Origin of the sequence: Saccharothrix sp. HUAS TT1 (assembly GCF_040744945.1) — a bacterium.
Taxonomy (GTDB): domain Bacteria; phylum Actinomycetota; class Actinomycetes; order Mycobacteriales; family Pseudonocardiaceae; genus Actinosynnema.
Genome location: NZ_CP160453.1, coordinates 4,409,140 through 4,435,880, shown reverse-complemented (window position 1 = coordinate 4,435,880; position 26,741 = coordinate 4,409,140). Strand labels below are relative to the sequence as shown.

General features: G+C 74.8%; 16 protein-coding genes. 5 read left to right on the top strand and 11 right to left on the bottom strand.

Going from position 1 to position 26,741, the window contains the following annotated elements:
- Nucleotides 1-32: 32 nt before the first annotated feature.
- Nucleotides 33-491, bottom strand: coding sequence for a DUF4383 domain-containing protein (locus AB0F89_RS21455; RefSeq protein ID WP_367127279.1), 459 nt, complete (start codon nucleotides 489-491; stop codon nucleotides 33-35).
- 199 nt (nucleotides 492-690) lie between these two features.
- Between AB0F89_RS21455 and AB0F89_RS21450 the strand changes: the two genes are divergently transcribed.
- The gene (locus tag AB0F89_RS21450; protein ID WP_367127278.1) at nucleotides 691-1,071 is read left to right on the top strand and encodes a hypothetical protein; all 381 of its coding nucleotides are present in this window, start codon (nucleotides 691-693) and stop codon (nucleotides 1,069-1,071) included.
- 130 nt (nucleotides 1,072-1,201) lie between these two features.
- Nucleotides 1,202-1,366 carry a hypothetical protein gene (locus tag AB0F89_RS21445; protein ID WP_367127277.1) on the top strand — a complete coding sequence of 55 codons (165 nt, stop codon included), beginning with the start codon at nucleotides 1,202-1,204 and terminating at the stop codon, nucleotides 1,364-1,366.
- A 73-nt stretch (nucleotides 1,367-1,439) separates the two neighbouring features.
- Here AB0F89_RS21445 and AB0F89_RS21440 read toward each other — a convergent pair whose 3' ends face one another.
- Together AB0F89_RS21440 and AB0F89_RS21435 are read right to left on the bottom strand one after the other, a co-directional pair.
- Nucleotides 1,440-2,096: a response regulator gene (locus tag AB0F89_RS21440; protein WP_367127276.1), complete on the bottom strand. Its 657-nt coding sequence runs from the start codon at nucleotides 2,094-2,096 to the stop codon at nucleotides 1,440-1,442.
- Nucleotides 2,096-3,055 carry a HAMP domain-containing sensor histidine kinase gene (locus AB0F89_RS21435; RefSeq protein ID WP_367127275.1) on the bottom strand — a complete coding sequence of 320 codons (960 nt, stop codon included), beginning with the start codon at nucleotides 3,053-3,055 and terminating at the stop codon, nucleotides 2,096-2,098. The genes AB0F89_RS21440 and AB0F89_RS21435 overlap by 1 nt, the downstream gene beginning before the upstream one ends.
- Nucleotides 3,056-3,235: 180 nt before the next feature.
- Between AB0F89_RS21435 and AB0F89_RS21430 the strand changes: the two genes are divergently transcribed.
- On the top strand, nucleotides 3,236-3,808 hold the full coding sequence (locus AB0F89_RS21430; RefSeq protein WP_367127273.1) for a CBS domain-containing protein: 573 nt from the start codon (nucleotides 3,236-3,238) through the stop codon (nucleotides 3,806-3,808).
- 211 nt (nucleotides 3,809-4,019) lie between these two features.
- Nucleotides 4,020-5,306, top strand: a complete 1,287-nt coding sequence (locus tag AB0F89_RS21425) for an SLC13 family permease (protein WP_367127272.1) — start codon at nucleotides 4,020-4,022, stop codon at nucleotides 5,304-5,306.
- Nucleotides 5,307-5,396: 90 nt separating this feature from the next.
- On the opposite strand, the gene AB0F89_RS21420 is transcribed toward AB0F89_RS21425, so the two are convergent.
- The gene (locus tag AB0F89_RS21420) at nucleotides 5,397-5,783 is read right to left on the bottom strand and encodes a nuclear transport factor 2 family protein (RefSeq protein ID WP_367127270.1); all 387 of its coding nucleotides are present in this window, start codon (nucleotides 5,781-5,783) and stop codon (nucleotides 5,397-5,399) included.
- Nucleotides 5,784-6,030: 247 nt separating this feature from the next.
- Here AB0F89_RS21420 and AB0F89_RS21415 point away from each other — a divergent pair, with 247 nt between their 5' ends.
- A complete protein-coding gene (locus AB0F89_RS21415; RefSeq protein WP_367127269.1) occupies nucleotides 6,031-8,904 on the top strand; it encodes a BTAD domain-containing putative transcriptional regulator in 2,874 nt (957 codons plus the stop codon).
- Nucleotides 8,905-9,028: 124 nt separating this feature from the next.
- On the opposite strand, the gene AB0F89_RS21410 is transcribed toward AB0F89_RS21415, so the two are convergent.
- From AB0F89_RS21410 to AB0F89_RS21380, 7 genes are all read right to left on the bottom strand, one after another.
- Complete coding sequence (locus AB0F89_RS21410; RefSeq protein WP_367127267.1) at nucleotides 9,029-9,217, bottom strand: hypothetical protein; 189 nt, start codon at nucleotides 9,215-9,217, stop codon at nucleotides 9,029-9,031.
- Between the two features lie 142 nt (nucleotides 9,218-9,359).
- Entirely contained in the window at nucleotides 9,360-9,947 is a 588-nt protein-coding gene (locus tag AB0F89_RS21405) for a response regulator transcription factor (protein ID WP_367127266.1), read from the bottom strand.
- Nucleotides 9,944-10,564, bottom strand: coding sequence for a response regulator transcription factor (locus AB0F89_RS21400; protein ID WP_367127264.1), 621 nt, complete (start codon nucleotides 10,562-10,564; stop codon nucleotides 9,944-9,946). The genes AB0F89_RS21405 and AB0F89_RS21400 overlap by 4 nt, the downstream gene beginning before the upstream one ends.
- A gap of 155 nt (nucleotides 10,565-10,719) precedes the next feature.
- The gene (locus AB0F89_RS21395) at nucleotides 10,720-11,967 is read right to left on the bottom strand and encodes an MFS transporter (protein ID WP_367127263.1); all 1,248 of its coding nucleotides are present in this window, start codon (nucleotides 11,965-11,967) and stop codon (nucleotides 10,720-10,722) included.
- Between the two features lie 32 nt (nucleotides 11,968-11,999).
- On the bottom strand, nucleotides 12,000-13,244 hold the full coding sequence (locus tag AB0F89_RS21390) for a cytochrome P450 (RefSeq protein WP_367127261.1): 1,245 nt from the start codon (nucleotides 13,242-13,244) through the stop codon (nucleotides 12,000-12,002).
- On the bottom strand, nucleotides 13,241-20,425 hold the full coding sequence (locus tag AB0F89_RS21385; RefSeq protein WP_367127259.1) for an amino acid adenylation domain-containing protein: 7,185 nt from the start codon (nucleotides 20,423-20,425) through the stop codon (nucleotides 13,241-13,243). Before AB0F89_RS21385 ends, AB0F89_RS21390 begins: the two co-directional genes overlap by 4 nt.
- A gap of 22 nt (nucleotides 20,426-20,447) precedes the next feature.
- Entirely contained in the window at nucleotides 20,448-26,708 is a 6,261-nt protein-coding gene (locus AB0F89_RS21380) for an amino acid adenylation domain-containing protein (protein WP_367127258.1), read from the bottom strand.
- Nucleotides 26,709-26,741: the final 33 nt, after the last annotated feature.

The following is a 26,741-nucleotide window of genomic DNA, read 5'->3' as shown; positions in this document are numbered from 1 at the left end:
CGGGTCGAGCCCGGCCGCCGGTCTCCCTCAAGTCACCCGGCGCGCGGGACGTCGCCGGGTCGGATCGAGCGGCCCAGCGCGAAACCGAGCGCGATCATGCCGATGCCCAGCACCAGGTGCAGCCAGTTGTCGGCGCCGTTGACCGGCACGAAGTTCGCCGCGCTGTCGTGGTCGATGATGAGGCCGTAGAGCCACAGCACCAGGTACACCACACCACCGGCGACCAGGTACAGGAACGCGTTGCGCGCCGTCTTGGCCATCACCAGGCCGACGACGCCGAACAGCAGGTGCACGATGTTGTGCAGGACCGAGACGGCGAACACGCCCAGGAGCATCGCCTGGGAGTGGTGGCCCGCGAACGTGAGCTGGTCGTAGTTCGTGGTCAGCCCTGGGATGAACCCGGCGATGCCGACCACCAGGAACACCGCGCCCACGACCGTCGCGGCCAGTTGGACCGGTGTGCGAGTCGTCGCTGTGCCCGCTCTGGTCATGTCGTCTCCCGTTGCATCGCGGAACCCACTTCGGTTGTCGTCCGACTACCCCTCTTGCGTTCGCGCAAACGAGGGGTTTCACCGGCGCACGACCAGCCGGTCCGGGGGTGCGCGCGGAGCGCCTTGACGCCGCGGGTGCCACGTAGGCTGTGCGCACCTCGGACGAGGGTGTCGACACGCGGTGAGAGGAGGCGAGCCGGTGCGCACGACTGCGAGAGCGGACCGGCTCGGGCTGCTGCTCGCCCTCGTGCTGGTGCTGCTCGGGGTGAGCGCCGCCACGGCGCCCGACAACGGGAACACCGGGCAGCGCCAGGCGTCTCAGGGCGCGACAGCACTCCTCGGCGAGTCGGTGTCGGCGGCGGCGTCGATGAACGACGACCTCCACGACTGGCTGCGGCTGTCGATGGCCGCGCGGTTCGCCCCCGCCCAGGCGGAGCCCGACTCCTGGTGGGCCGTGCGCCCCCGGGAGGCCGGTGGGCGCCCCCTGCGGGGCCGGTCACCCGTCGACGGGTTCGGCGGCGCGGGCCTGGCCACCGTGGAGCCGCCACCGCGGTCGAGTCGGGGACCGCCGTTCGCGTGAACCGGGTCGACCGGTTCCGCACCGCTCCCGCACGCCTGTCGCGCGCACCCCGGCCGGGGTGGCGCGGCTGATCGCGCGCGGGAGCCGACGTCGTGCTCCTTCCTGCCGCAACTCCCGTGAGGACCCGCAGATGAACGTTGTCGTGCTCGCCCTGCTCGCCGCGTCGGTCGTGGCCGTGGTGGCGCTGATGGTGAGGATGTACGTCAAGGACGAACCGTTCTACGGCGCCGTGGGACTCGCCGTCCTGACCGGTCCGGGCAGCATCCTGGCGCTCGCGCACATGGCCGTCGCCTAGGACCGCCGGCCCGGTGGCGTCGCTGCACCCGCGCCACCGGGCCCGCCTGGCGAGAGGGGCGAGCCGCCCGCGGTCACGGTTCGATGAGGCCGGAGCGGATCGCGTAGCGGGTGAGTTCCAGCCGGTCCTTGAGCCCGAGCTTCTGCAGCAGGTTCGCGCGGTGCCGCTCGACGGTCTTGACGCTGATGACGAGGAGGCCGGCGATGTCCTTGGACGAGTGGCCCTCGGCGACGAGCTTGAGGATCTGCTCCTCGCGGTCGGTGATGGCCTTGTCGGGCACGTCCGCGCCGTCGCGGACCCGGTCGAGGTAGTTGCGGATGAGCGCCGTGACCGCGCCCGGGTAGAGGAACGGCTCGCCGCGCATCGAGGCCCGGCAGGCTTCGACGAGGTCCCGGTCGGCGACCGACTTGAGCACGTAGCCGGAGGCGCCCGCCTTGAGCGCTTCGAAGAAGTACTGCTCGTTGTCGTACATGGTCAGGATGAGGATGCGCAGGTCCGGTTGGAGGCGGGACAGCTCCCGCGCGGCCTGCAGACCGGTCAGCCGGGGCATCGCGATGTCGAGGATGGCCAGGTCCGGGCGCTCGGCGCGGGCCTTCTCGACGGCTTCGGCGCCGTCCCCCGCCTCGGCGACGACGGTCAGGTCCGGCTCGCCGTCCAGGATCAGCCGGACCCCGCGCCGGACCAGCGCGTGGTCGTCGGCGAGCAGGACGCGGGCCACCGGCTTCGGCATCAGGCGCTCCGGGCCGGGACCGGCACGCGCAGCCGCACCCGGGCGCCGCCGCCGGGGTCGGAGTCGACGGTGAGCCCGGCGCCGATGAGCAGCGCCCGCTCGCGCATGCCCCGGATGCCGGAGCCCTCGGGCGCGCCGCCGAGCCCGCGGCCGTCGTCGTGGATGCGCAGGTCCACGGTGTCGCGGTCGTGGGTGAGGGCGAGGTCGAGGCGCCGGGCGCGCGCGTGGCGCGCGACGTTGGTGATGGCCTCCTGCGCCACCCGGTAGACGACCAGCTCGACCTCGTTGCCGAGGTCGGGGAGGTCGCCGTCGAACCGCTGGCGGACCGACAGCCCGCTGTGGTCGGCGATCTCGGCGGTCAACGCCTTGAGCGCGCTGATGAGCCCCAGCTCCTCCAGCACGCCGGGGCGCAGCCGGCGGGCGATCCGCCGGATCTCGTCGAGGCCGCCGCGGGTGGTCTCCTGCACCTGGCGCAGCTCGTCGCGGACCGCCGGCGGCGCGTGGTCGGCCACCCGCTTGAGTTCGAGCAGGACCGCGGTGAGGGTCTGGCCGACCTCGTCGTGCAGCTCCCGGGCGACGCGGCTGCGCTCGGCCTCCTGCGCGGACAGGGCGCGGGCGGTGCTGTCACCGCGCTCGGCCTCCAGCCTGTCGAGCATGGTGTTGAAGGTCCTGATGAGACCCGCGATCTCGCCCTGGCCGGTGGGCGCCGGGCGCGGACCGGGGCGCAGCAGGTCCGTCGTGGTCATCGCGCGGGTGAGGCGTTCCAGCGGCGCCAGGCCCAGCCGCAGCAGCACGGCGTTGGCGACCAGCATGACCACCAGGCCCCCGGACAGGATCACCGCTTCGGTGAACAGGACCGGGGTGGACACCGTCACCGGTCCGAGCAGCAGCGCCGCCGCGGCCACCACCAGCACCACGGCGTTGAGCAGGAAGATCCGCCAGAACAGGGACAAGGTCACAGCCTCCTTCGGCTCCAGGCTGCCCGGCGGTGCGGCGCCTGTCCATCCGGGGTGGCGCCCATTCGCCACGTGGGTGCCGCCACCGCCCCGGGATGGGTGTCGGCCCCGATTGTGCCCCCGCCCGGCGGCTCGAAGACTGGTGCGGACGGTTCACGACGCCAGGAGGAAGAGGTGACAGCCGTGCTCGGATCAGAGCCCCGGACGCTCGTGCCGCGGCAGGCCACCCCGGTCACCGGTGACGCGGCCACCACGCTGCAGGCGCACTTCCACCGCCACGCCGAACAGGTTGATTTCATGCACGCTAGCGATATCGCGGTGAACGTGCCGACGGTCACCGTCCACGATCCGGTCGCGCAGGCCGTGCGGGTGATGGCGGTGAGCCGGTTGCCGGGCCTCGTCGTCGTGGACGAGCGGTCGCGCCCCTCGATGGTGCTGCCCGGGACGCAGGTGCTGCGCCTGGCGGTTCCCAGCGCCTACCAGGAGGACTCGGCGCTCGCCCGGGCGGTCGACGAGGACCACGCGGACCGCTTCTGGCTGGAGCTGGGCGACCTGACGGTCGGCGACTGCGCGCCGCGGCGACCGGTGAAGCCCGTGACCGTGCGGGCCGACGCGACCCTGCTGGAGGTCGCCGCGCTCATGGCGCGCTCGCACAGCCCGCTCATCGCGGTGGTCGACGCGGACGGGGTGCTCCTCGGCGCCGTCACGCTGGAGCGCCTGATCACCAGCTTGGCGGTGTTCGGCCAGGCCGAGTGACGGCCGAACCCGCCCGCCGACCACCGCCCCGTTCCTCCGCACCCGCTCGCGGGTGCGCTTCGCCGTGTCCTCTTAGGAGAGTGCCTTCCGTGTGCCCGAGTGCCGCGACCACACCACAGCCCGGCCGCGAACCCACCGCGCGCACCGACCGCGCCGACGGTCACGCCGACGGTCGCTTCGGCGGCCGGACCGGACCTCCGGGTCGTGACCGGTGAGCGCGGTCCTCGCCCTCGCGATCTTCCTGGTGGCGTTCTTCTTCATCGCCACCGAGAAGGCGGACAAGCTCAAGGTGGTGCTCATCGCGTCGGGCGTGATGGCCGTCCTGGGCCTGGTCCCCGGCGCCGAGGTGTTCTTCTCCGAGCACGCCGGCATCGACTGGAACGTCATCTTCCTGCTGTTCGGCATGATGATCATCGTCGGGATCGTCAAGCAGACCGGGATCTTCGACTACCTCGCCATCTGGGCGGCCAAGAGGGCCAGGGGCAAGCCGTACCGCCTCATGGTGATGCTGATGGCGATCACCGCCGTGGCGTCGCCGTTCCTCGACAACGTCACCACGATCATGCTCGTCGTCCCGGTGACCATCGTGGTGTGCAACCGGCTGCGCGTCGCGCCCCAGCCGTACGTGATCGCCGAAGTCCTCGCGTCCAACATCGGTGGCGCGGCAACGCTCATCGGCGACCCGCCGAACATCATCATCGGCAGCCGGGCCGGGTTGACCTTCACCGACTTCCTGGTGCACATGGCGCCGATCGTGGTCGTCATCTTCGCGGTGTTCGTGCTGCTGACCCGGGTGCTGTTCCGCAAGTCGTTCCAGCACAACCCGGACCACGTCGCCGCGGTGATGGCGCTCAACGAGCGGCGGGCCATCACCGACGCCAGGATGCTGCGCCGGTGCATGGTCGTGTTCACCGCGGTGGTCGTCGGGTTCGGCCTGCACTCCGTGCTCCACCTCGACCCCGCCGTCGTCGCCCTGGTGGGCGCCGGGCTGATGATGCTGGCCACCGGAGCCGACGTCGGCGACGTGCTGCGCGAGGTCGAGTGGCACACCCTGGCGTTCTTCATGGGCCTGTTCGTCATGGTCGCGGGCCTCGTGCACACCGGCGTCATCGAGGCGATCGGGAGCTGGGCGGTGCGAGGTGTCGGCGACAACTACTTCGCCGCGGCCACCGCGCTGCTGTTCGGCTCCAGCGTCCTGGGCGCCTTCTTCGACAACATCCCCTACGCCGCCACGATGAGCCCCGTCGTGGAGGGCATCGTCGCCGAGGTCCCGGACCCGGCGACCGGGCAGGCGCTGTGGTGGTCCTTCGCCCTCGGCGCGGACTTCAGCGGCAACGGCACGGCGGTGGCGGCCAGCGCCAACGTCGTCGCCATCGGCATCGCCGCGCGCACCGGGAACCACATCAGCTTCTGGCAGTTCACCAGGTACGGCATCGTCGTGACGCTGCTGAGCACGGTGATGGCGTGGGCCTACGTCTGGCTGCGCTACTTCACGTGATCCCGAGGGGCGCCCAATGCCACTGCGGCAGTTCTTCGGCTCGCCGAAGTCACCCCGTCCGGCGGTCGCCCCGAACGCGTCCCCGAAATGTCACGCGGGGGTCACGGAATAGAAGCGGCGGCACCCCAGCAACAAGCCGTCGGCGGCGATGGTGAAGATGTCGGCGAATTCCACGGCCGGCGCCGGGGCGGCGGTGAAACGGCCCACCGCGGCGATGCAGTCGCCGTCGGCGATCACCCGCAGCAGGTGGTGCCTGCCCCTGGGCCCCTCGGCCGGCGCGAGCACGTCGAGGACTTCGGAGCGACCGCCGGCCGGCGTCGCCCGGAGGGGTTCGCCCTGCGCCGCGCAGTGCACCAACGACTCCAAACCCTCCAGGTCGCCGTCATCGGCGTAGAGGTAGGAAAGCCGGACGTGGTCGACCCCGACCGCCGTGATCGTGTCGCTGGGCGGCGTCGGCCGGCGTTCGCCGAGTGCCATGCCCCCTCCTTTCACCCTGCCGCCCGGGACGCGCGGGCGGACTCGCGGAACCGACTTTCCGCGCCCCCGGCAACCCGCCTTTATCACGCCTCTATCGCGGCGGCATCTCGCGCGCCATAACCATTTCCAATGGGTTGGTCCAGACCTGTTCCGAGGCGTTGGGAGAACTACGGAACTGCATTCGCACGGGTATCTTCTGCCTGGCGCCCGGTGCAGGCTTCAGGTCAGGCGGGCGAGCGGAGGTCGCATGGACGAGGTCGGGAGCCGGGTGGCCCCCATCGGCGAGCACCTGGTGTTCAGGGTCCTCGGGCCGATCGAGGTCGCGGGCGCGGGCGGTCCGGTGCGCATCCCTCCCGGGCGGCAGCAGGTCATCCTGGCCTCCCTGCTGGTGGAGGCGAACAAGGTGGTCAGCACCGACCACCTCGTGGACACCCTGTGGGAGGTCCACCCGCCCGACACCGCGCGCACCCAGGTGCAGATCTGCGTGTCACGGCTGCGCAAGACGCTCTCCGAGGCCGGGGTGGAGGTGTCCATCGTGACCCGCCCTCCCGGTTACCAGCTGCGCGTGCCCGATACCGCGCTCGACGTCCACGAGTTCACCCGCGCGGTCGCCCGGGCGCGCGCGGACGTCAAGCGCGGCGCCCTGGCGGAAGCCTCGGAGGCGTTGCGGGCCGCGGTGGGGCTGTGGCGCGGGCCGTGCCTGAGCGGGCTGTCGGGCCGACCGCTGCGGACCAAGGCGCTGCGGCTGGAGGAGGACCGGCTCAACGCCGTCGAGACCTACCTCGGCATCGACCTGGAGCTGGGTGCGCACCACGAGCTGGTCGGCGAGATCGGCAGGCTGGTGCACGAGCACCCGCTGCGGGAACGGCTGCGCGCGCTGCTGATGCTGGCGCTGCACCGGTCGGGCCGCAAGGCCGAGGCGCTGGAGGTCTACCGCGCGGGCCGCGACCTGCTGGTGGAGGAGCTGGGCCTGGAGCCGGGCGAGGAGCTGCGCGGGCTGGAGCGGGCGATCCACGCCGGTGACGCCTCCCTGCTGCGCGGGCCGGCGGTCGAGCGGGAGCAACCGCCCGCCGCGCGGGTCGAGGCGGCGCCGCCCCGGGCCGTGCCGCGGCACCTGCCCGCGGACACGGCCGACTTCATCGGCGGCGAGGCGTTGATCCGCACGGCGGAGCAGGTGCTCACCGACGGGCGGCGGTCGGTCGGCGTCGTGGTGGTCATCGGCAGGCCGGGCGTCGGCAAGTCCGCGCTGGCCGCCCACATCGGGCACCGGATCGCGGAGGAGCACTTCCCGGACGGCCAGCTGTACTGCGACCTGCGCGGCACCTACAGCGACGCGGGCGAGTCCGCCGACGTGCTCGGCAGGTTCCTCCAGGCACTGGGCATCCCGGGCGCCCTGATCCCGGTCGACCACACGGCGCGCACCGAGATGTACCGGACGCTGCTGGCGGACCGACGGGTGCTGGTCGTGCTGGACAACGCCGTCAGCGAGCGGCAGGTCCTGCCGCTGCTGCCGGGCAGCGGCACGTGCGCGGTGGTGGTGACCAGCCGGTCGCGGCTGACCGGCCTGCCGGGGGCGCGCCACCTGGAGCTGGACCTGCTGGACCGGGACCAGTCGCTGGACCTGCTGGGCCGGGTCGTCGGCGAGGACCGGGTGGCGGGCGAGCGGGAGGCCGCCGAGGCGCTGGTGCGCACCGTCGGCGGGCTGCCGCTGGCGCTGCGGATCGTCGCGGCGCGGCTGGCGGCACGGCCGCACTGGTCGCTGGCGTCGATGGTGCACCGGCTCGCCAGCGAACGGCACCGGCTGGACGAGCTGGCGCACGGCGAGATGACGATCCGGGCGAGCCTGTCGCTGACCCACGACGGGCTCGACCAGCCGACCCGGCGGCTGTTCGGCCTGCTGAGCCTGGCCGAAGGGCCGTCGCTGCCGGGCTGGGTGGCGGGCGCGGTCCTGGACGACGATCGCCCCTACGCGTCGGACCTGGTCGAGCCGCTGGTGGACGTGCAGATGCTCGACGTGGTCTCGGTCGACGGCTCGGGCGGGTTCCGCTACCGCTACCAGGACATCATCCGCCTGTTCGCCCGCGAGCAGCTGTCCGCTGTGGACCCCGAGGAGCAGCGCCGGGTGCAGGAGCGGGTGCTGGGCGGCTGGCTGTCGCTGGCCGAGCAGGCGCACCGCGGCGTGTTCGGCGGCGATTTCACCGCGCTGCACGGCGCCGCGCCGCGCTGGCGCCCGCCCGCCGACCACGCGGCGCGGCTGCTGGAGCACCCGATGCAGTGGCTGGAGGACGAGCTGCCGAACCTGCGCGCCGCGGTGGCGCAGGCGGCCAGGATCGGCCTGGACGAGCTGTGCTGGGACCTCGCGGTCACGGCGACGACCGTGTTCGAGGCGCGCGGCCACCTGGACGACTGGCGGCACACCCACGACGACGCCCTGCGCGCCACCAGGGAGGCGGGCAACGCCCGGGGCACCGCCGCGCTGCTGGCCTCGCTGGGCACCCTGCACATCAACCGGGGTCGGCCCGCGGAGTCCGCGGCGTCGCTGACCGAGGCGCTGGAGCTGTTCACCGAGCTGGGCGATCCGCTGGGGCGGGCGCTGTGCCACCGCGACCTGGGCCTGCTGACCCGGCAGGCGGGCGACGACGCGGGCGCGCTGGCGCTGTACGAGCAGGCGCTGCGCGGTTTCGACGAGGTCGAGGACGTGGTGGGGCGGGCGATCGTGCTCACCCAGCGCGCCCACGTCCTCATGCGCACCGGTCGGGGCGACGAGGCGTTGGCGCAGCTGGACGAGGCGATGGGCATCTGCCGCTCGGTCGGCTACACCGGCGGGGTCGCCACCGCGATGCGCCGCATCGGCCAGGTGCAATCGCACCGGGGCGAGCACGCGCGGGCGGAGCGGACCCTGGAGGAGGTGCTGGAGATGGTGCGCGCCAACCGCGACGTGATCGGCGAGGGCCACCTGCTGCACAACCTCGGCGAGGTCAACGCGGCGGCCGGTCGGCACGACGCGGCCGGGGACTACTTCGGGCAGGCGATCGCCGTGCGGGAGCGGATCATGGACCACGAGGGGGCGGCGGTGGTGCGGCGGGACCTAGCCCTGCTGCGAGCGGGGGTCCCCGCGTAGCGCCCGAGGGGGCCGGCCGCGGTTCGTCACGCGGCGGGCGAGCGGTGTTCCCGGCGAAACCGGCGGGATCGGCGGAACCGGTGGGATCGGTGGAGCTGTCGGAGCTGTCGGGTCCGGCGGCGAGCTAGTCCCAGGGGTTGGTGCCGTCGGTGGTGGCGGGGGCGCCGTCCCACGGGTTCGTGCCGCTCGTGGAGACCGGGGCGGTGTCCCGGGGGTTGGCGCCCTCGGCCAGGGCGCCCTGCGCGCCGAGCAGGGTGGCGGCGGTGACGGCGGCGGCGAGGGCGATACCCCGGGCGATGGCGGTGATGTTCATCCTTCTCTCCATTCGGGCTTGTTCTCCGGCGTTGAGAAAAATGTACGAGGCCGTTTAATCCCGCCCTTATCACGCCATTTATCTCCCGGCTATCACGAGGCGATGCCAGTCGTGATAGCCGGCCGAACACGCCCTGACCTGGTCAGATCAACCCCAGCCGCACGGCGTGCGCCACCGCGTGCGCCCGGTTGCGGACCCGCAGCCGGGCGGTCAGCTCGTAAATGACGTTCTTCACCGTGTGCTCCGAGCACGCCAGCGCCCGCGCTATCGCGGAATTGCCGAGACCCTCGGCCATGAGCTGCAGCACGGCGGTCTGCTTGGCGGTCAGCGACTCGACCTGGACCACCGCGCCGTCGCCCGACCGGCCCAGCAGCCGGACCAGCGCCTGGTAGGGCACGACGCCGTCGCCGTGCAGCGCCGAGTGCACCCCCGCGACCAGCCGGGACACCGGCGAGGCCACCGGGCAGAGCACCGCGCTGGCGCCCATCCGCACGGCCCGCAGCACCCCGGCGGGGTCGAAGGAGTCCGCCAGCACCAGCAGCCGGTCCTGGCCGGGCAGGAACGCGGCCGGGCACGCGTCCAGCGCCTCGTCCACCGACTCCGCCGCGAGCACCACGACCACGTCCGGACCGGGTTGGTCGACCAGGACCATCCCCGCGCCGCGCAGGCGTTCGGCCACGTCGCGCGCCACCGGGCCCACCGCGGTGACGTGCACCCGCACGCCGCTCACAGCAGACCCGCGCGCAGCGCGTAGGCCACCGCGTGCGCGCGGTTGCGCAGCCGGAACCGGTAGGTGATGTCGTGCACCACCGTGGTGACGGTCCGGGGCGAGTAGCACAGCTTCTTCGCTATCTCCCCCGTCTCGTGCCCCTCGGCGACGAGGCTGAGCACCGCGCGCTCCCGCGCGCTCAGCCCGGACCCGGCCAGCGCCGACGCGGGCGACGAGCCCTCCACGCCGGGCAACCGGTCGAGCAGGTCGGGCGGCACCGTGCAGTCCCCGGCGGCGGCGGCCAGCACCGCGCGGGCCAACCGCTCCGCGCCCGCGTCCCGGCGGCGCAGCAGGCCGCGCACCCCGGCCAGCACGGCGTGCAGCGCCTGCGTGGGCGTCAGGTCGGCCACCACCAGCACCACCGCGCCGCGCCGCGACCGGGCGAGGTCGAGCACCGCGCGGTCGACCTCGTCCACCATCACCACCGTGACCTGCGCGGACTCCGCGTCGTCCGCGCTCACCACCACCAGTTCCGGGTAGCCGCGCAGGGCGCTGGCGGCCCCTGCCTCCAGCATCGGGTCCCTGGCCACCACGGCCACGGGCACCAGCGCGCCGATGACTGCACAGTTCTGCTCCATGTTCGCCCCCGAGCGATTCGACGGATGACATCGCGTTGAGACTGAGTTCGAACGAAGGATCGGCAGCGCGGCTATCACGGCGAAATCCCCGACCTATCCACCTGCCGCGAGCGGCGGGACGGGCCGGGGACGACGACACCTGCTCCTCTGCGGGGTCAGCGCATCTCGCGCACCGGTTTGGAGGCGAGCACGCCCAGCGCGGTCACGGCCAGGATCGCCGCCGTGCCGCCGAACATCGCCGCGGTGTTCCGCTCGGCCAGCGCGCCGCACAGCACCAGCGACAGCGGCGCGACCGCGTAGCCGAGCACCATGTCCACCGAGATGACCCGGCTCAGCACCGAGCCCTTGATGTTGCGCTGGATCCAGCTCAGCCCGAACACGCCCTGGAAGCCGATGCCGAAGCCCATCGCCAGCACCGTCGCGACGGCCACCACGACCTGGTCCACGACGCCCAGCGCGGCCATGCCCACCGCGAGCCACCCGGCCAGCGCCGCCACCAGCAGCCCGACCCGGGGTCGGGCGCCGATCGCGCCGCCGACGAGCGTGCCGAGCATCGCGCCCGCCGCGAGCGCGCCGTTGAGCAGGCCCATCGTGGTGGAGCCGCCCTGCACCTCGGCGCGGGCGAGGGTGGCGAACCCGACGGTGAACGGCCCGGCGTAGCAGAAGGTCACCGCCATGTCGACGACGAGGACGGTCCGGATGCGCGGGTCGGCCCACACGTACCGCAGGCCCTCCTTGATCCGGGCCCACAGCGAGTCCCCCGGCTCGGCGGAGCCGGTGGTCGCCTCCTGCTCGCGGGGCAGCGTGCGCACCGCGGACACGCACAGGGCGCACAGCGCGAAGCACAGGGCGTCGACCAGGAAGGCGTAGTTGGCGTCCGAGGCGGCGACCACCACGCCGCCGACCGCCGGGCCGAGGACCGAGGCGACCTTGATCCCGGTGCCGAGCAGCGCGTTGGCGGCGGGCAGCACGTCCTGGGCCACCACCGAGGGCAGGATGGAGACGCGGGCGGGCTGGAAGAAGGCGTCCACCGCGCCGAACGCCGCCGCGGCGACGCACAGCACCCAGAAGCCGAGCGTGCCGGAGAACCCGGCCACGGCGACCGCCGCCATCACCGCCGCCCGAGCCCAGCTGGACAGGACCATGAGCCGCCGGGGCGACCACCGGTCGCTCAGCGAGCCGCCCACGAGGGTGAGCAGCGCGCGGGGCACGGCCTGGAACGCCAGGACGTAGCCGAGCATGAGCGTGGACCCGGTCAGCTCCAGCGTGATCCAGGCGAACGCGATGTAGCTGAACCCGTCGCCGAGCAGCGACAGCGCCTGCCCCGCCCACAGCAGGCGGAACGAGCGGAGCCGGGCCGGGGCCCACAGGCGCGAGCCCGCACCTGCCAACTTGGTGGCCATAGCGGAGACCTTCTTCCTTGCCTGCGGGTGCGTCAGTAGCGGACGGGCAGCGCGGTGAGGCTGCGGTTGAGCAGGGACGGCTGCCAGGAGTGGCGGGCGCCGGCGAGGCTCAGGCCCGGGTACTCGGTGATCAGGACCTCCAGCGCCGAGCGGGCGACCATGCGGGCCAGCGCGGCGCCGATGCAGAAGTGGGCGCCGAACCCGAAGCCCAGGTGCGCGGTGTCGGCCCTGGTGACCAGGAACCGGTCGGGGTCGGGGTGGCGGGCCGGGTCGCGGTTGGCGGCGGCGGTGACCAGGAAGACCCGGTCGCCGCCGCGGACGGTGTCGCCGTCCAGCTCGAAGTCGCGGGCGGCGACGCGGATGGACATCTTGGAGGGCCCGTCGAACCGCATGGTCTCCTCGACCACGGCGCGCGCCAGCTCCGGTTCCTCGCGCACCGCGGCCAGCTGGTCGGGGTGCAGCAGCAGCGCGCGGACGGCGTTGGCGATGAGGTTGCTGGTGGTCTCGCCGCCCGCGAAGGCCATCTGGGTGAGCATCCCGATGAACTCGACCTCGCTGACGCCGTCCCCCACCTGCCCGCCGGCGAGCACGGCGCTGATGAGGTCGTCCCGGGGATCGGCGCGGCGCTGCCGGACCAGGTCGGCGAGGTAGTCCTCCAGGTTCACCAGGGACTGCAGGGAGGTGCGGTACTCGCGCTCCTCCTGCGCGGCGCCGAGCACGAGGTCGCCGACCCGGGCGTTCCAGTACCAGAACGACGCGCTGTGCTGCTGCGGCACGCCCAGCCAGCGGGCGAACACCAGCGCGGGCAGGGGTTTGGCCACGTCGGCGGTGAGGTCGCCGACCCGGCCGGGCACGGCGCGGCGGGCCAGCAGGGCGCGGGTGACGCGCTCGATGAGCGCCTGGTAGCGGTTGATCGCGCGGGCCGAGAACTGCTCCTGGAACACCTGCCGCAGCCGCCGGTGGTCGGGCGCGTCGGTGAACACCATCCAGCGGGACAGGATGTCGAAGGCGCGCTCGGCGTCACCGCGGGCGCCCTCGGGGACGGCGTCCATCATCGGGCCGACGCGGTCGGCGGACGCCGCCGGTTCGCGCAGCACGCGGGTGAGCTGGGAGTGCCCGGTGACCAGCCAGGCCCGGTGCAGCGGGCTCCAGTGGACGGGCCGGTGTTCGCGCAGGGAGTTGAGGTAGGGGTAGGGATCGGCGTTCACCGCGGGGTCGAGCAGGTAGCGCTCGGTGAACCCCGGCGCGGGCCGGGTGGGTTCCAGGGTCGCGGTCATCGGCGGGCCTCCGCCCTGATCGCGCCGAGCAGGTCCGCGAACGCGCGGGTGTTGGGCTCGGCGAGGATGGTCATGTGGTCGCCCGGTGAGACGTGCACGGCCAGGCCGCCCAGGGCCAGTACGCGCCAGCGCTCGACGTACTCGGCGAAGCCGACGTCCAGGCCGGGCATCAGCTCGCCGTCGGGCATGCCGGCGGCCTCGGAGCCGACGACCAGGTGGACGTGGCCCGGGTGGGGGCGGGGTTCGTAGTCGGCCAGCGCGGCCAGCAGGGAGTGCCACACCTCGATCGGCGCGTCCTGCACCAGGTCGGCCTCGCCGGGCGACATCCCGGCGCCCAGCAGGGTCTCCGTCAACTCGGCCACGGCGCGGTCGCGCTCGTCGGACGGCGGCAGCGCGCGCACCCGGTCGCGCAGCGCCAGCGCGCCGGCGAGGTCGTCGGCCACGCCCGAGAGGCGGGCGCGGGAAGCCTCGTTGGGCAGGTAGGGCTCGACCAGCACCAGCGGGTCGGCGGCGCGCCCCTGCTCGTGGAGCTGGGTGGCCATCTCCAGGGCGAGGTTGGCGCCCATGGACCAGCCCAGGACGGCGTGCGGCCCGTCGCCCCGCATCTCCCCCACGTAGTTCGCCGCGATGCCCGCCACGGTGGTGGGGTCCACACCGCCGAGCAGGCCGCGGGCCTGGAACGCCAGGACGGGCCCCTCGGGCAGGGTCCTGGCCAGCGGCACGAACCAGGCGGCGCTGCCGCCGGTGGGGTGCACGCAGTGCAGCGGGTCGCCCGCGCCGTCGCGCAGCCGGACCTCCGAGCGCACCTCGGCCGGGACGTCGCCGCGGGCGCGGTGCACCAGCGCGGCGAGCTGGGCGATGGTCGGGCGCTCCACGAGGTCGCGCACCGACACCGGCACGCCCTTGGCGCGGGCCGTGGCGGCGACCTTCACCGTGGACAGCGAGCTGCCGCCGATGCGGAAGAAGTCGTCGTGCACGCCGATCTCGGCCAGGCCGAGGACGTCCCGCCACACCTCGGCGAGCACCACCTCGGCCGGGGTCGAGGGCGCGACGTAGGCGGCGCCGCTGTCGCCCCGCTCCGCCGAGGGCAGGGGCAGCGCGCCGCGGTCGACCTTGCCGCTGCGGTTGATCGGCAGGGCGTCGAGGACGACGAACCGCGCGGGCACCATGTAGGCGGGCACCGCCGCGCGCAGCGCCTGCCGCAGTGAGTCCACATCGGACACGTCGCCGACGACGTAGGCCACCAGCGCCGGGCCGCCGGGCAGGTCGCGCAGCAGCACCACGGCCGCCGAGATCCCGGGCAGCTCGCCCAGCGCGTGCTCGACCTCGCCCAGCTCGATGCGGAAGCCGCGCAGCTTGACCTGGGAGTCGCGGCGGCCGATCCACTCCACGGAGCCGTCGGCGCGCCGCCTGCCCAGGTCCCCGGTGCGGCACAGCCGCGAGCCGGGCGGGCCGAAGGGGTCGGGCACGTAGGTGGCGGCGGTCAGGCCGGGCCGGTTGAGGTAGCCGCGACCGGTGGCCAGGCCGCCGAGGTGGATCTCGCCGGGGACGCCGACCGGGACGGGCCGCATGTCCGGGTCGAGCACGTGCATGGTGGTGTTGCGCATCGGGAGGCCGATCGAGGGCCTGCCGCCGCCGGGTTCGCAGACCTGCGCGGTGGACCACACCGAGGTCTCGGTGAGGCCGTAGACGTTGTGGAAGCGGCGTCCGCGCGACCAGGTGTCGGCCAGGTCGGCGGGGCACGCCTCCCCCGCGACCTGGAGGGTGGCCAGCTCCGGGAACTCCTCGCCCGGCATGACCGCCAGCGCGCTCGGCGGCAGCATGCCCGCGGTGATCCGCAGCTCGCGCAGGGTGCGGGCGAGGTCGGGGCCGGGCCGCAGCGCTTCCTTGGGCGCGGTGCACAGGCGCCCGCCGTTGGCCAGCGACCAGGTCATCTCCAGGATCGAGGCGTCGAAGCTCGCGGAGGCGAACTGCAGCACCCGGTCCGCGGGGCCCGGTTCGACCAGGTCGCGCTGCCCCTCGACCATGTTGGCCAGGCCGCGGTGCGGGATGGCCACGCCCTTGGGCGTGCCGGTCGAGCCGGACGTGTAGATGACGTAGGCGGTGGACTCGCCGAACACCTCGTCCGAACCGGCCACCGGCGTGACGCCCCCGGGCAGCGGTCGGTCGAGCGGGGTGGTGGGGCCGTCGAACGGGACGACGCCCACCAGCGGGGTCTGGGTGAGCAGCACGCGCATCCCGCTGTCGCGCGCCATGAACGCCAGCCGGTCGGCGGGCAGCTGCGGGTCCATCGGCAGGTACGCGCCACCCGCGTGCAGCACGCCGAGGACGGCGCGCACCAGGTCCGGGCCGCGGTCGACGCAGATGCCGACGATGGATTCCCGCCCGACGCCCAGCTCCCGCAGGTGCCCGGCCAGCAGCAGCGCCTGGTCGTTCAGCTCGCCGTAGGTCAGGTCGACCGGCCCCGCCGCCGACAGGTGCGTGATGGCGACCGCGTCCCGGTCCTGGGCGGCGACGAGGTGGTGGAACGGCGTGCCGGCGGGCGGCACGACCGGACCGCGCGCCCACTCCAGGTCCCGCTCCCGGGCCGCGCCCTTGATCGTGGGCCGGGTGACGGTCCCCTCCGGGTCGGCGACCATCGTCTCCAGCAGGTCGAGGAAGACGTCCGCGAGCTGTTCGGCGGTGGCCGGGTCGACGCGGGTGGGGTCGACGTCCAGGGTGAAGCCGTTGACGCTGGTGTTGGCCAGCAGCGGGAACATGGTGCGGGCGATCTCCAGCGACTCGTCCCAGGTGTCGCTGGTGAGCCGGTGGAAGTTGACGTAGTTGAAGATCACCTCGACCAGGTTCGGCTCACCGGGGCGGAAGCGCGCCATGCGGGCCAGCGGGACGCGGCGGTGCGGCAGCACCCCCTGCTCGGCGGCGAAGGTGTCGCGCACCAGGTCCAGCCAGGTGGCGCCGGTGCGGCGGACGCCGAAGGGCACGGTGTTGAGGAACAGCCCGCGCATCCGGTCCGCGCCCTCCCGCTCCGGCCTGCCGTTGGTGGCCAGGCCGATGGAGTGGCCGCCGACCGGGTCGCCCGGTTCGGCGAACAGGCTCGTGGTGTGGTGGAACGCGGCCAGCAGGACCGTGCGGCGCGGCACGCCCGCGAGCTGCGCCAGCCGCCCGATGGCCTCGGTCAGCCCGCCGAAGGAGCGGCGCACCTCGTGGACGACCTCGTCCGACCGCGACTCGCGGTGGCCGAAGCGCACCGGCCGGAACTCCGCCAGCTCCTCGCGCCAGAACTCCAGGCCCTCCGGCGACTCCAGCGCGGCCAGCTCCAGCGCGACGTACTCGGCGAAGCGCGGGGACGGCGACAGCTGCGCCGGGCGGCCCTCGACGGCCCGGCGGTGCAGGTCGAGCAGGTCGGCGATGAGGGAGGTGAGGCTCCAGCCGTCGAGGACCACGTGGCAGTCGGTGAGGGTGAGCCGCAGCTCGTGGTCGGTGAGCCGGTGCAGGTGGATGCGCACCAGCGGCGGGGCGGCCAGGTCGAAGCGGCGGGCGAACTCCGCGTCGACGAACCGGCGCAGCTCGGCCCGCTGCTCGGCGCGCGACCGGCCGCGCAGGTCGGAGTAGCCGACCGGCAGCTCCGCGGCGGGGTGCACGAGCTGCAGCGGCTCGCGGAAGCCGACCAGGTCGATGGAGGTGCGCAGGATGTCGTTGCGGCGCACCACCTCGTCGGCGGCGGCCTGGAACGCGGCCAGGTCGAAGCCCTCCGGGACGGTGATCTTGAGGTCGGTGACGTTGTGGTAGGCCGCGCGGTGCGGGTCGGCCAGCATCTCGTGCAGCATCCCCGCCTGGAGCATGGTCAGCGGGTAGGCGTCGACCAGGCCCTCCGGCAGCCGGGCCCGGTCGGCCGGGTCGACCAGCGAGAACGGCTCCACCGGCGCGGCCTCGTCCGGCGCGGCGCCCGCCAGCGCGGCCAGCGCGCCGAGGGTGCGGGCGCGGAACAGGTCGGCGACGCTCAGCCCGAGACCCGCCGAGCGGGCCAGGCCGACGACCCGCAGCGCCAGGATCGAGTCGCCGCCCAGGTCGAAGAAGTTGTCGCCCAGCCCGACCCGGTCGGCGCCGACGACCTCGGCCCAGATGGCGGCGAGCGCCCGCTCGGTCGGGGTGCGCGGCGGCACGTGCTCGGGCTGGGTGCGCGCGCCGCCGACCTCGACCGCGGCCAGGGCCGCGCGGTCGACCTTGCCGTTGGAGGTCAGCGGGAGCCGGTCGTGCCGGACGAACAGCGCCGGGACCATGTGGTCGGGCAGGGTCGCGCGCAGCCGGTCGCGCAGCGCGGACGGGTCGAGCCGGGCGCCCTCGGCGAGCACGACGTGGCCGACGAGGCGGGCGCCCTGCGGCCCCGGCCGGGCCACGACGGTGGCGTCGGCGATCTCCGGGCAGCCGCTCAGGGCGCTCTCGACCTCGCCCGGCTCGATGCGGAACCCGCGGATCTTGACCTGGTTGTCGGCGCGGCCGACGTACGCCAGCTGCCCGTCGGGCAGCACGCGCACCAGGTCGCCGGTCCGGTAGGCGCGCCCGCCCAGCGGGCCGCGCGGGAACCGCTCGGCGGTCAGCTCGGGCCGGTTGCGGTACCCGCGTGCGACGCCGCCGCCCGCGATGTGCAGCTCGCCGACGGTGCCCACCGGGACGAGGCGGCCGTGGCGGTCCAGGACGTAGCCGTGCTGGCCGGGCAGCGGGCGGCCGATGGGCGAGCGCTCCTCGGCGGCGACGTCGGACGCGGTGATCAGCCGGTGGGTGACGTGCACCGTGGTCTCGGTGATGCCGTACATGTTGACCAGCGCGGGCTTGCGGCCCGGCTCGGCGAACCAGTCGCGGTAGTCGCGGGTGTCGAAGGCGTCGCCGCCGAACACGACGGTGCGCAGCGCCAACCCGTCGAAGGTGTGGCCGTGCTGCGCCAGGTGCGCGCGCAGGCCCTTGAAGGCGGCCGGCGTCTGGCTGAGGACGGTGACGCCCTCGTCGCGCAGCACCCGGTGCACGGCCTCGGGGTCGCGGGTCTCCTCGCCGGTGAGCACCACGGCCCGGCCACCGCTGCCCAGCGGCCCCCACAGCTCCCACACGGAGAAGTCGAAGGCGGTGGAGTGCATCAGCGACCACACGTCGTCGGGGCCGAAGTCGAACACCCGGTCGGCGGCGTCGAACAGCCAGGCGGCGTTGGCGTGCGTGACCTCGACGCCCTTGGGCTTGCCGGTGGACCCGGAGGTGTAGATGACGTAGGCCAGGTCCTCGGGGCGCACCTCGACGCGGTCGGCCCCAGAGGCTCCGGCAGCACCGGCGGCACCGGCGGCACCGGCGTCCGCCGCGGGCCCGTCGACGTCGACCAGGCCGACGGGCAGGCCGGCCAGCGCGGCGCGGCCGGTGCCGTCGACCACGACCAGCGACACCCCGGCGTCGGCGACGGTGAACTCGACGCGCTGCCGCGGGTGGCGCGGGTCCAGGGGCAGGTAGGCCGCGCCGGCGCGCCACACGCCCAGCAGGGCCACCGCGAGGTCCGCGGTGCGGGCCAGGCACACCCCGACCAGGCTCTCCCGCCCGACGCCCCGCGCCCGCAGCCGGGACGCCAGCGCGGTGGCGCGGGCGTCCAGCTCGGCGTAGGTCAGCGACCGGCCGCCGCCGGTGACCGCGACCGCGCCCGGGGTGGCCGCGACGTGCTCCGCCACCCGGTCCAGGACCAGCTCGGGCAGGCCGACCGCCGCGCCGGGGGCGGCCGGGCCGTCCGGGCCGAGCAGGAACGCGCGCTCGGCCTCCCCCAGCAGCTCCACCGAGCCCAGCGGCTCGTCGGGGCGCTCGAAGAACGCCCGCAGGACGGCGACGGTGTGGTCGGCCAGCCGCGCCACGGAACCGCGCTCGAACAGGTCGGGCCGGTAGACGAACGTCAGCCGGTAGCCGCCGTCGTGGCCGCTCGCCTCCAGCGACAGGTCGAACTTGGCGGTGGTCAGCGCGATCGGGAACGCCCGCGCCGCCGCGCCGCCGAGCGCGAACCCGCCGTCGCCGGACTCGGCGTAGGCGAACAGGACCTGGAACAGCGGGTTGCGCGACAGGTCCCGCTCGGGGCTCAGCTCGTCCACGACCCGCTCGAAGGGCAGGGACTGGTGGCTCAGCGCGCCCAGCACCCGTTCCCGGGCGCGGTCGAGCACCTGCGCGCAGGTCGGGTCGCCGGACAGGTCGGCGCGCATGACCAGGGTGTTGACGAAGAACCCGACCAGCCCCTCGGTCTCGGCGCGGTCGCGGTTGGCGGTGATGGTGCCGATCGCGACGTCGTCCTGCCCGCTGTGGAAGCCCAGCGCGGCCTGGAACGCGGCCATGATCGTGGTGAAGGGGGTGGCGTCGGCGGCGGTGACGGCCGCGGCCAGGTCGGCGGGCAGCTCGACGGTGTGCACGGCGCCCTCGTGCGAGCGCTCCTCCGGGCGCGGGTGGTCGGTGGGCAGCTCCAGCGGGGTCAACCCGGCCAGCGCGGCGCGCCAGTGCTCCAGGTCGGCGGTCTCGTCGGCGGCGCGCTGCCACACCGCGTAGTCGGTGTACTCGATCGGGGTGGGCGTCAGGCGCGGCGCCTCGCCCGCGAGGCGGGCCCGGCACAGCTCGCGCAGGTCGCGCACCAGGACGTCCAGCGACCAGCCGTCGGTGACGATGTGGTGCATCGCCAGCACCAGCACGTGGTCGCTGTCGGTGACGCGGACCAGAGTGGCTTGGAAAGCGGGTTCGACGGCCAGGTCGAACGGCCGCACGGCGGCGGCCCGCACGGCCTCGGCGAGGCCGTCGGCGTCGGTGTCGACCACCGCCATCGGCCTGCCGCGCGGCAGGACCCGCTGGAAGGGCGCCCCGTCCTCGGCGGGGAAGACCACGCGCAGCTGCTCGTGCCGGGCGACCAGGTCGTCCACCGCGCCGGCCAGCGCGGCGGCGTCGAGCGGGCCGGTCAGCCGCCACGCGGCGGGCATCAGGTACTCGGTGCCGCCGGGCGCGAGCTGGTCGAGGAAGTACAGCCGCTGCTGCGCCGCGGACAGGGGCGCCCGGTCGGGCCGGGGTTCCCGGCGCGGGATGCCGGTCGGGGCGGCGCCGAGGCCGCGCAGGCGCCGCTCCAGCAGGGCGCGGGCCGCCGGGGACAGACCGGGACGGGTGGGCTGGATCTCCGAGGTGGTCATGGTGTGCTCCGTCCGGTTCGGCTCAGAAAGCGGCGTCGATCGACAGGGACAGGTCGATCTCGTCCTCGCTCATCGCGGAGATCTGCTCGACCAGCAGGCGTTCCACCTCGGTCGCGAGCAGCGCGACGGTAGGGTTCTCGAACAGCTCGCGCACCGCGATCGCGCAGTCGAACGCGGCGCGCACCCGGGAGGCGGCGGCCACGGCCCGCATGGAGTGCCCGCCCAGCGCGAAGAAGTCGTCGTGCAGGCCGACCCGCTCCACGCCCAGCACCTCGGCCCAGATCTGGGCGAGGACCACCTCGGTGGGCGAGGTCGGCGGGACGAACTCGGCCGCCGCGGCGACCTCGGGAGCGGGCAGGGCGGCGGTGTCGAGCTTGCCCTGCACGGTCAGCGGCAGGGCGTCGAGCACGACGAACGCCGAGGGCGCCAGGTAGGCGGGGAGCCGGTCGCGGCACCACGCGGCGAGCACGTCGGGGTCGAGGCGGTCGCCGGCGGCGTAGGCGACCAGGGCGCGGTCGCCCCGGACCTCGCGGACCACCACGGCCGCGCCGCGCACCCCGGCGCAGCCCTGGAGCACCGCTTCGACCTCGCCGGGCTCGATGCGGAACCCGCGGATCTTGACCTGGTCGTCGACCCGGCCGAGGAAGTCCAGCTCACCGCCGGGCAGCCGGCGCACCCGGTCGCCGGTGCGGTAGACGCGACCCGCGCCGAAGGGGTTGGGCGGGAACCGCTCCTCGGTCAGCTCAGGGCGGCCCAGGTAGCCGCGGGCCAGCTCCGGCCCGCCGACGAGCAGTTCGCCGGGCACGCCGTCGGGCACCGGTTGGCCCAGGGCGTCGACCACGTGCAGGGTGCGCGCGCCCAGCGCGACGCCGATCGGGACGCGGCCGTCGACCGGCGCGGTGACCACGTGGGCGGTGGTGGAGATGACCGACTCGGTGGGGCCGTAGGTGTTGACCACCGGGACGTCGGGCAGCAGCTCGAACCAGCGGCCGAGCGGGGTGGCCGGCAGCGCCTCGCCGCCGGTGACCAGCAGCCGCAGCGACGCCAGGTCGCCCGCCACGTCGCCCAGGCGGGCCACGACCTCCTCCCAGTAGGACGGGGTCAGCTCGGCGACGGTGACGCCCCGGGAGCGGACCTCGGCGGCCAGCTCGTCCACCGACCACACCTCGTCGGGCCGCAGCACCACGCGGGCGCCGGCGGTCAGCGCGGGCAGCACCTGCTCCAGCGAGGCGTCGAAGGACAGCGACGCGAACGACAGCACCCGGTCGTCGGCGGTGAGCCGGAACAGGTCGCGGGCGGTGGCGACGTGCGCGGCCAGCGGGCCGTGCTCGACGCCGACGGCCTTGGGCCGCCCGGTGGAGCCGGAGGTGAAGATGACGTAGGCCAGGTCGCCGGGGTCCGCGTCCGCGCCGGCGTGGGCGGAGGTGGGCACGACGTCCTCGACGGGGACGACCCGCGCGTCCAGCCCGGCGAGGGCGCCCGCCGTGCCGCCGTCGGCGACGACCAGCCCCACGTTCGCCTCGGCGAGCATGAACCTCAGCCGCTCCGCCGGGAACGCCGGGTCCAGCGGCACGTACGCGCCACCGGCGCGCCACACCGCGAGCATCGCGGCCACCGACCACACGCCCCGGCGCAGGCACACCCCGACCGGGTCGCCGCGGCGCGCGCCCGCGTCGGCCAGCGCCGCGGCGAGCCCGCCGACCAGCTCGTCCAGCTCCCCGTAGGCCACGGTCCGGTCGCCGCACACCAGCGCGACGTCCCCCGGCGCGCCGGCGACCCGCAGCGGCGGGACCGGGACGACCGGCGGCGCGGCGGTCAGCGCGGCGCGCTCGCGCTCGGAGAGCAGGTCGAGGCGGGCGACGTCGGCGTGCGGGTCGGCGACCACGGCGCGCAGCACGCGGGTCACGTGCTCGGCCAGCCGCGTCGCGGACGCCTCGTCGAACAGGTCGGCGCTGTACTCCACGTCCAGCGAGAACCGGTCGGGGTCCAGCAGGAAGGTCGCGGTCAGGTCGAACTTCGCCGACTCCCAGGGCAGGGTGAAGCCCTCGACGTCCAGGCCGGGCAGGGCCAGCCCGGTGGCCACCGCGCTCTCCTGCACGTCGAACATCACCTGGAACAGCGGGTTGCGCGACGGGTCGCGCTCGGGCCGCAGCTCCTCCACCAGCCGCTCGAACGGCACGTCCTGGTTGTCGAAGGCGCCGAGCACCGTGCCGCGCACCCGCGCCACCAGGTCGAGGAAGGACGGGGCGCCGGACAGGTCCGAGCGCAGCACCACGGTGTTGACGAAGAACCCGATGAGCCGTTCCAGCTCCACCCGGCCGCGGCCGGCGACCGGGGCGCCCACCGCGACGTCGGTCTGCCCCGACCAGCGGGCGAGCACCACCTGGAACACCGCCAGCAGCACCGTGAAGCGGGTCGTGCCGCAGCGCTGGGCCAGCTCGTCGACGCCCGCGGCCAGCTCGCGCGGCAGCGGGACCTCCACCGCGCCGCCGCGCGCCGACCGGGCGGCCGGGCGGGGGCGGTCGGTCGGCAGCTCCAGCACCGGCACGCCGTCCAGCGCCGCCCGCCAGTGCTCCAGCTCGGTGTCCAGCGCGCCCGCCGCGAGCAGTCCGCGCTGCCACACCGCGTAGTCGCCGTACTGCACGGGCACGGCGGGCAGGTCGGCCGCGCGGCCGGCCAGGCGGGCGGTGTAGGAGCGGGTCAGCTCGTCCACGACGACGTCCTTGGACCAGCCGTCGGTGGCCACGTGGTGGAACGACAGCACCAGCACGTGGTCCTCGGGACCCAGCTCCCACAGGCCGGAGCGGACCAGCGGTGGGCAGTCCAGGTCGAAGCGGGCGGCGGCGAACTCCTTGGCCCGCGCGCGGACCTCTTCGACGTCGGCGCAGGCGTGGCGCTCCAGGGGCGCCGGCACGTCGTCGTGGACGAGCTGCACCGGGTGCCCGTCGACCTCGACCAGCGCGGTGCGCAGCACCTCGTGCCTGGCCACGACGTCGCCCAGCGCGGCCTCCCAGGCGTCGGCGTCCAGCGCGCCGCGCACCCGCCAGGAGAACCACAGCACGTAGTCCTCGCCGGAGTCGGACATGCGGTCGAGGAACCACAGCCGCTCCTGGGCGAAGGACATCGGCAGCGGGCCGCCGCGGTCGACCGGGACGACCCCGGCGGTGGTGACCGGGCGGGCCGCGGCGACCAGGGGGCCGAACTCGCGGATGCGCGGGTTCTCGAACAGGGCGCGCAGCTCCACGTCGCGCTCCAGTCGCTCGGCGATGCGCGAGACGGCCATCGTGGCCAGCAGCGAGTGCCCGCCGAGGTCGAAGAACCCGTCGTCGATGCCGATGCCGTCCACGCCGAGCACCTCGCCCCAGATGCGGGCGATCTCGCGCTCGACGTCGTCGCGGGGCGCGGTGTAGGAGGCCCCGGTCGCCGCGCGGTCGGGGCGGGGGTCGGGCAGCGCGGCGCGGTCGAGCTTGCCGGAGGCGGTCACCGGCAGCGCGTCGAGCCGCACGACCTCCGAGGGCACCGCGTAGTGCGGCAGCCAGCGCGCCAGTTCGGCCCGCAGCGCGGCCGGGTCCGGGGTGGAGCCGTCGCCGACGACGTAGCCGACGAGGACCTGCCCGCCGTGCGGGTCGGCCTTGACCGCCGCCGCGGCGGCCAGCACGCCCGGGCAGCCGGACAGCGCCGACTCGACCTCGCCCAGCTCCACCCGGAACCCGCGGATCTTGACCTGGTCGTCGACCCGGCCGAGGAAGTCCAGCTCGCCGTCGGGGCGCCAGCGCACCAGGTCGCCGGTCCGGTAGAGCCGGCCGCCGTGCCCGGCGGGGTCGGGGACGAAGCGGTCGGCGGTCAGCGCCGGGCGGCCGAGGTAGCCGCGAGCCAGCTCCGGTCCGCCCACCAGCAGCTCGCCGGGGACGCCGAGGCCGACCGGGTCGCCGTGCGCGTCGACCACGAGGACGCGCCTGCCGCCCAACGGCCTGCCGATGGGCACCCGGTCGCTCCCGGCGGCTTCAGGGGCGCTCGCAGTGGCTTTATGGGCGTTCGTGGTTCCGGTGACCTCGTGGGTGGTCGCGGTGACGACGGCCTCGGTCGGGCCGTAGGCGTTGAGCACCCGCACGTGCGGGACGTGCCGCCGCCACGCGGCCAGCGCGCCGGTCGGGACGGCCTCGCCGCCGAGGATGAGCAGCCGCAACGACTCCAGCCCCGCGCCACCGGTCAGCGACAGCGCCAGCTCGCTCCAGTACGTCGGCGGGAAGTTGGCCACCGTGATGCCGTGCCGGGCCACGATCGCGGGCAGCCGCGAGGGCAGCCACTGCTCGTCCGGCCGGATCACCACCGTCGCACCGCTGGTCAGCGCCGGCAGCAGCTGGTCGAGGGAGGCGTCGAACGAGAACGAGGAGAAGGCGAGCACCCGGTCCCCCGCCGTGACGCCGAAGTGGTCGCGGGCGGCGGCGACGTGGGCGGCCAGCGCGCCGTGCTCGACGCCGACGGCCTTGGGCCGCCCGGAGGAGCCCGACGTGAAGATGACGTAGGCCAGGTCGGCCGGGTCCGGCGGGTCGACGGGCGCGGTGGCGTCCGGGACGACGTCGGCCACCGCGACGCGCCGCACCCCCGCCACGTCGACGTCGCCGACGACGTGGCGCACACCGGCGTCGGCGACCATGAACGCCAGCCGGTCGGGCGGCAGGGCCGGGTCCAGCGGCACGTACGCGCCGCCCGCCCGCCACACCGCGAGCATGGCCACCACCGACCACGTGCCGCGCGGCAGGCACACGCCCACCGCGTCACCCCGGCGCACCCCGGACTCGCGCAGCAGCGCGGACAACCCGCCCACCAGGGCGTCGAGCCGGTCGTAGGTCACGACCTCGTCGCCGCACACCAGCGCCGGCCCGTGCCCCCGGACCACCAGCGGCCCGGCGGGCGCGGGTGGCTCGGCGGGCCCGCCCCAGGAGTCCAGCAGGGCGCGGCCGGGCAGCGGCGGCAGCGCGGCGGCCAGGTCGGCCACCGGCGCGGACGGGTCGTCGAGCACGGCGGTGAGCAGCCGCAGGAAACCGTCGGCGAACCGCTCCGCGGCGCCGCGGTCGAACAGCGCGGTCGCGTACTGCAGGCGCGCGGCGAGGCTGCCGTCCGGCATCAGGTTGAGGTCGAGGAAGACGTCCATGTCGGTGCCGCCCAGCGGCGCCCTGGTCAGCACCGCGTCCAGCCCGCGCAGCGCGGCGGGCTGGTGGACGGTGTTGAGCAGCGTGAACGACGCCTGCGCCAGCGGGTGCCGGGACAGGTCGCGCTCCAGGCCCAGCGCGCCGACCACGCGGTCGAACGGCGCCTCGGCGTGCGACAGGTCCTTGAGCACGGTGTCGCGGACCCGGCGCAGCAGCACGTCGAACGACGGGCGACCGCCCAGGTCCGAGCGCAGCACGACGGTGTTGACGAAGGGGCCGATCAGCTCCGAGACGTCCACCGGGCCGCCCCGGTCGGCCATCGTGGTGCAGGTGGCGATGTCGGTGCGCCCGCTGTAGTGGCCCAGCAGCGACTGGTAGACCGCGAGCAGCAGGATGTAGCGGGTGGCCCGGCGCTCACGGGCGGCGGCGTCCACGCGGGCCAGCAGGTCGGCGGGCACCGCGAAGCGCACCAGGTCCACCGATCCGTCCCACACCTCGGGCCGGGGGCGGTCGGTGGGCAGCGCGAGCGGCGTCACCCCGGCCAGGCGCCCCGTCCAGTGCGCCAGCAGCCGCTCCAGCCGCGCCGGGGTCAGCCGCTGGTTCTGCCAGGCGGCGAAGTCGGCGTACCGGTGCCGCGGCGCGGGCACCGCCTCGCCCCGGTAGCCCGCGTCCAGCTCGCGCAGCAGCACGTCCCAGGACCAGCCGTCGACGGCGATGTGGTGCACGACCACCAGCAGCAGGTGGTCGTCCGCCGCCAGCCGGGCCAGCACCATCCGCACCGGCGCCTCCGCCGCCAGGTCCAGCGGGCGGCCCAGCTCGCGGGCGAACACCTCCTCCGGGTCGCGCGCCTCGGTCCGGCGCAGCACCACCGAGCCTGGCGGGTCCAGCACCGGCACAGGTTCGCCGTCCGCCGAGGCGAACCTCGTCCGCAACACCTCGTGCCGCTCGACGATGCCCGCCAGCGCCCGTTCCAGCGCGGCCGCGTCCAGGGCGCCGCGGATGCGCAGCGCCAGCGGCAGCAGGTTGTCCGAGGAGCCGCGGGTGAGCTGTTCCAGGAACCACAACCGCCGCTGCGCGGAGGAGACCGCGCCGCGGTCCGTCACCGTCTGCGGTGCGCCGCCTTCGTTCACTGCCGACCTCCCTGCGAGCTGAGTTGGACGCAG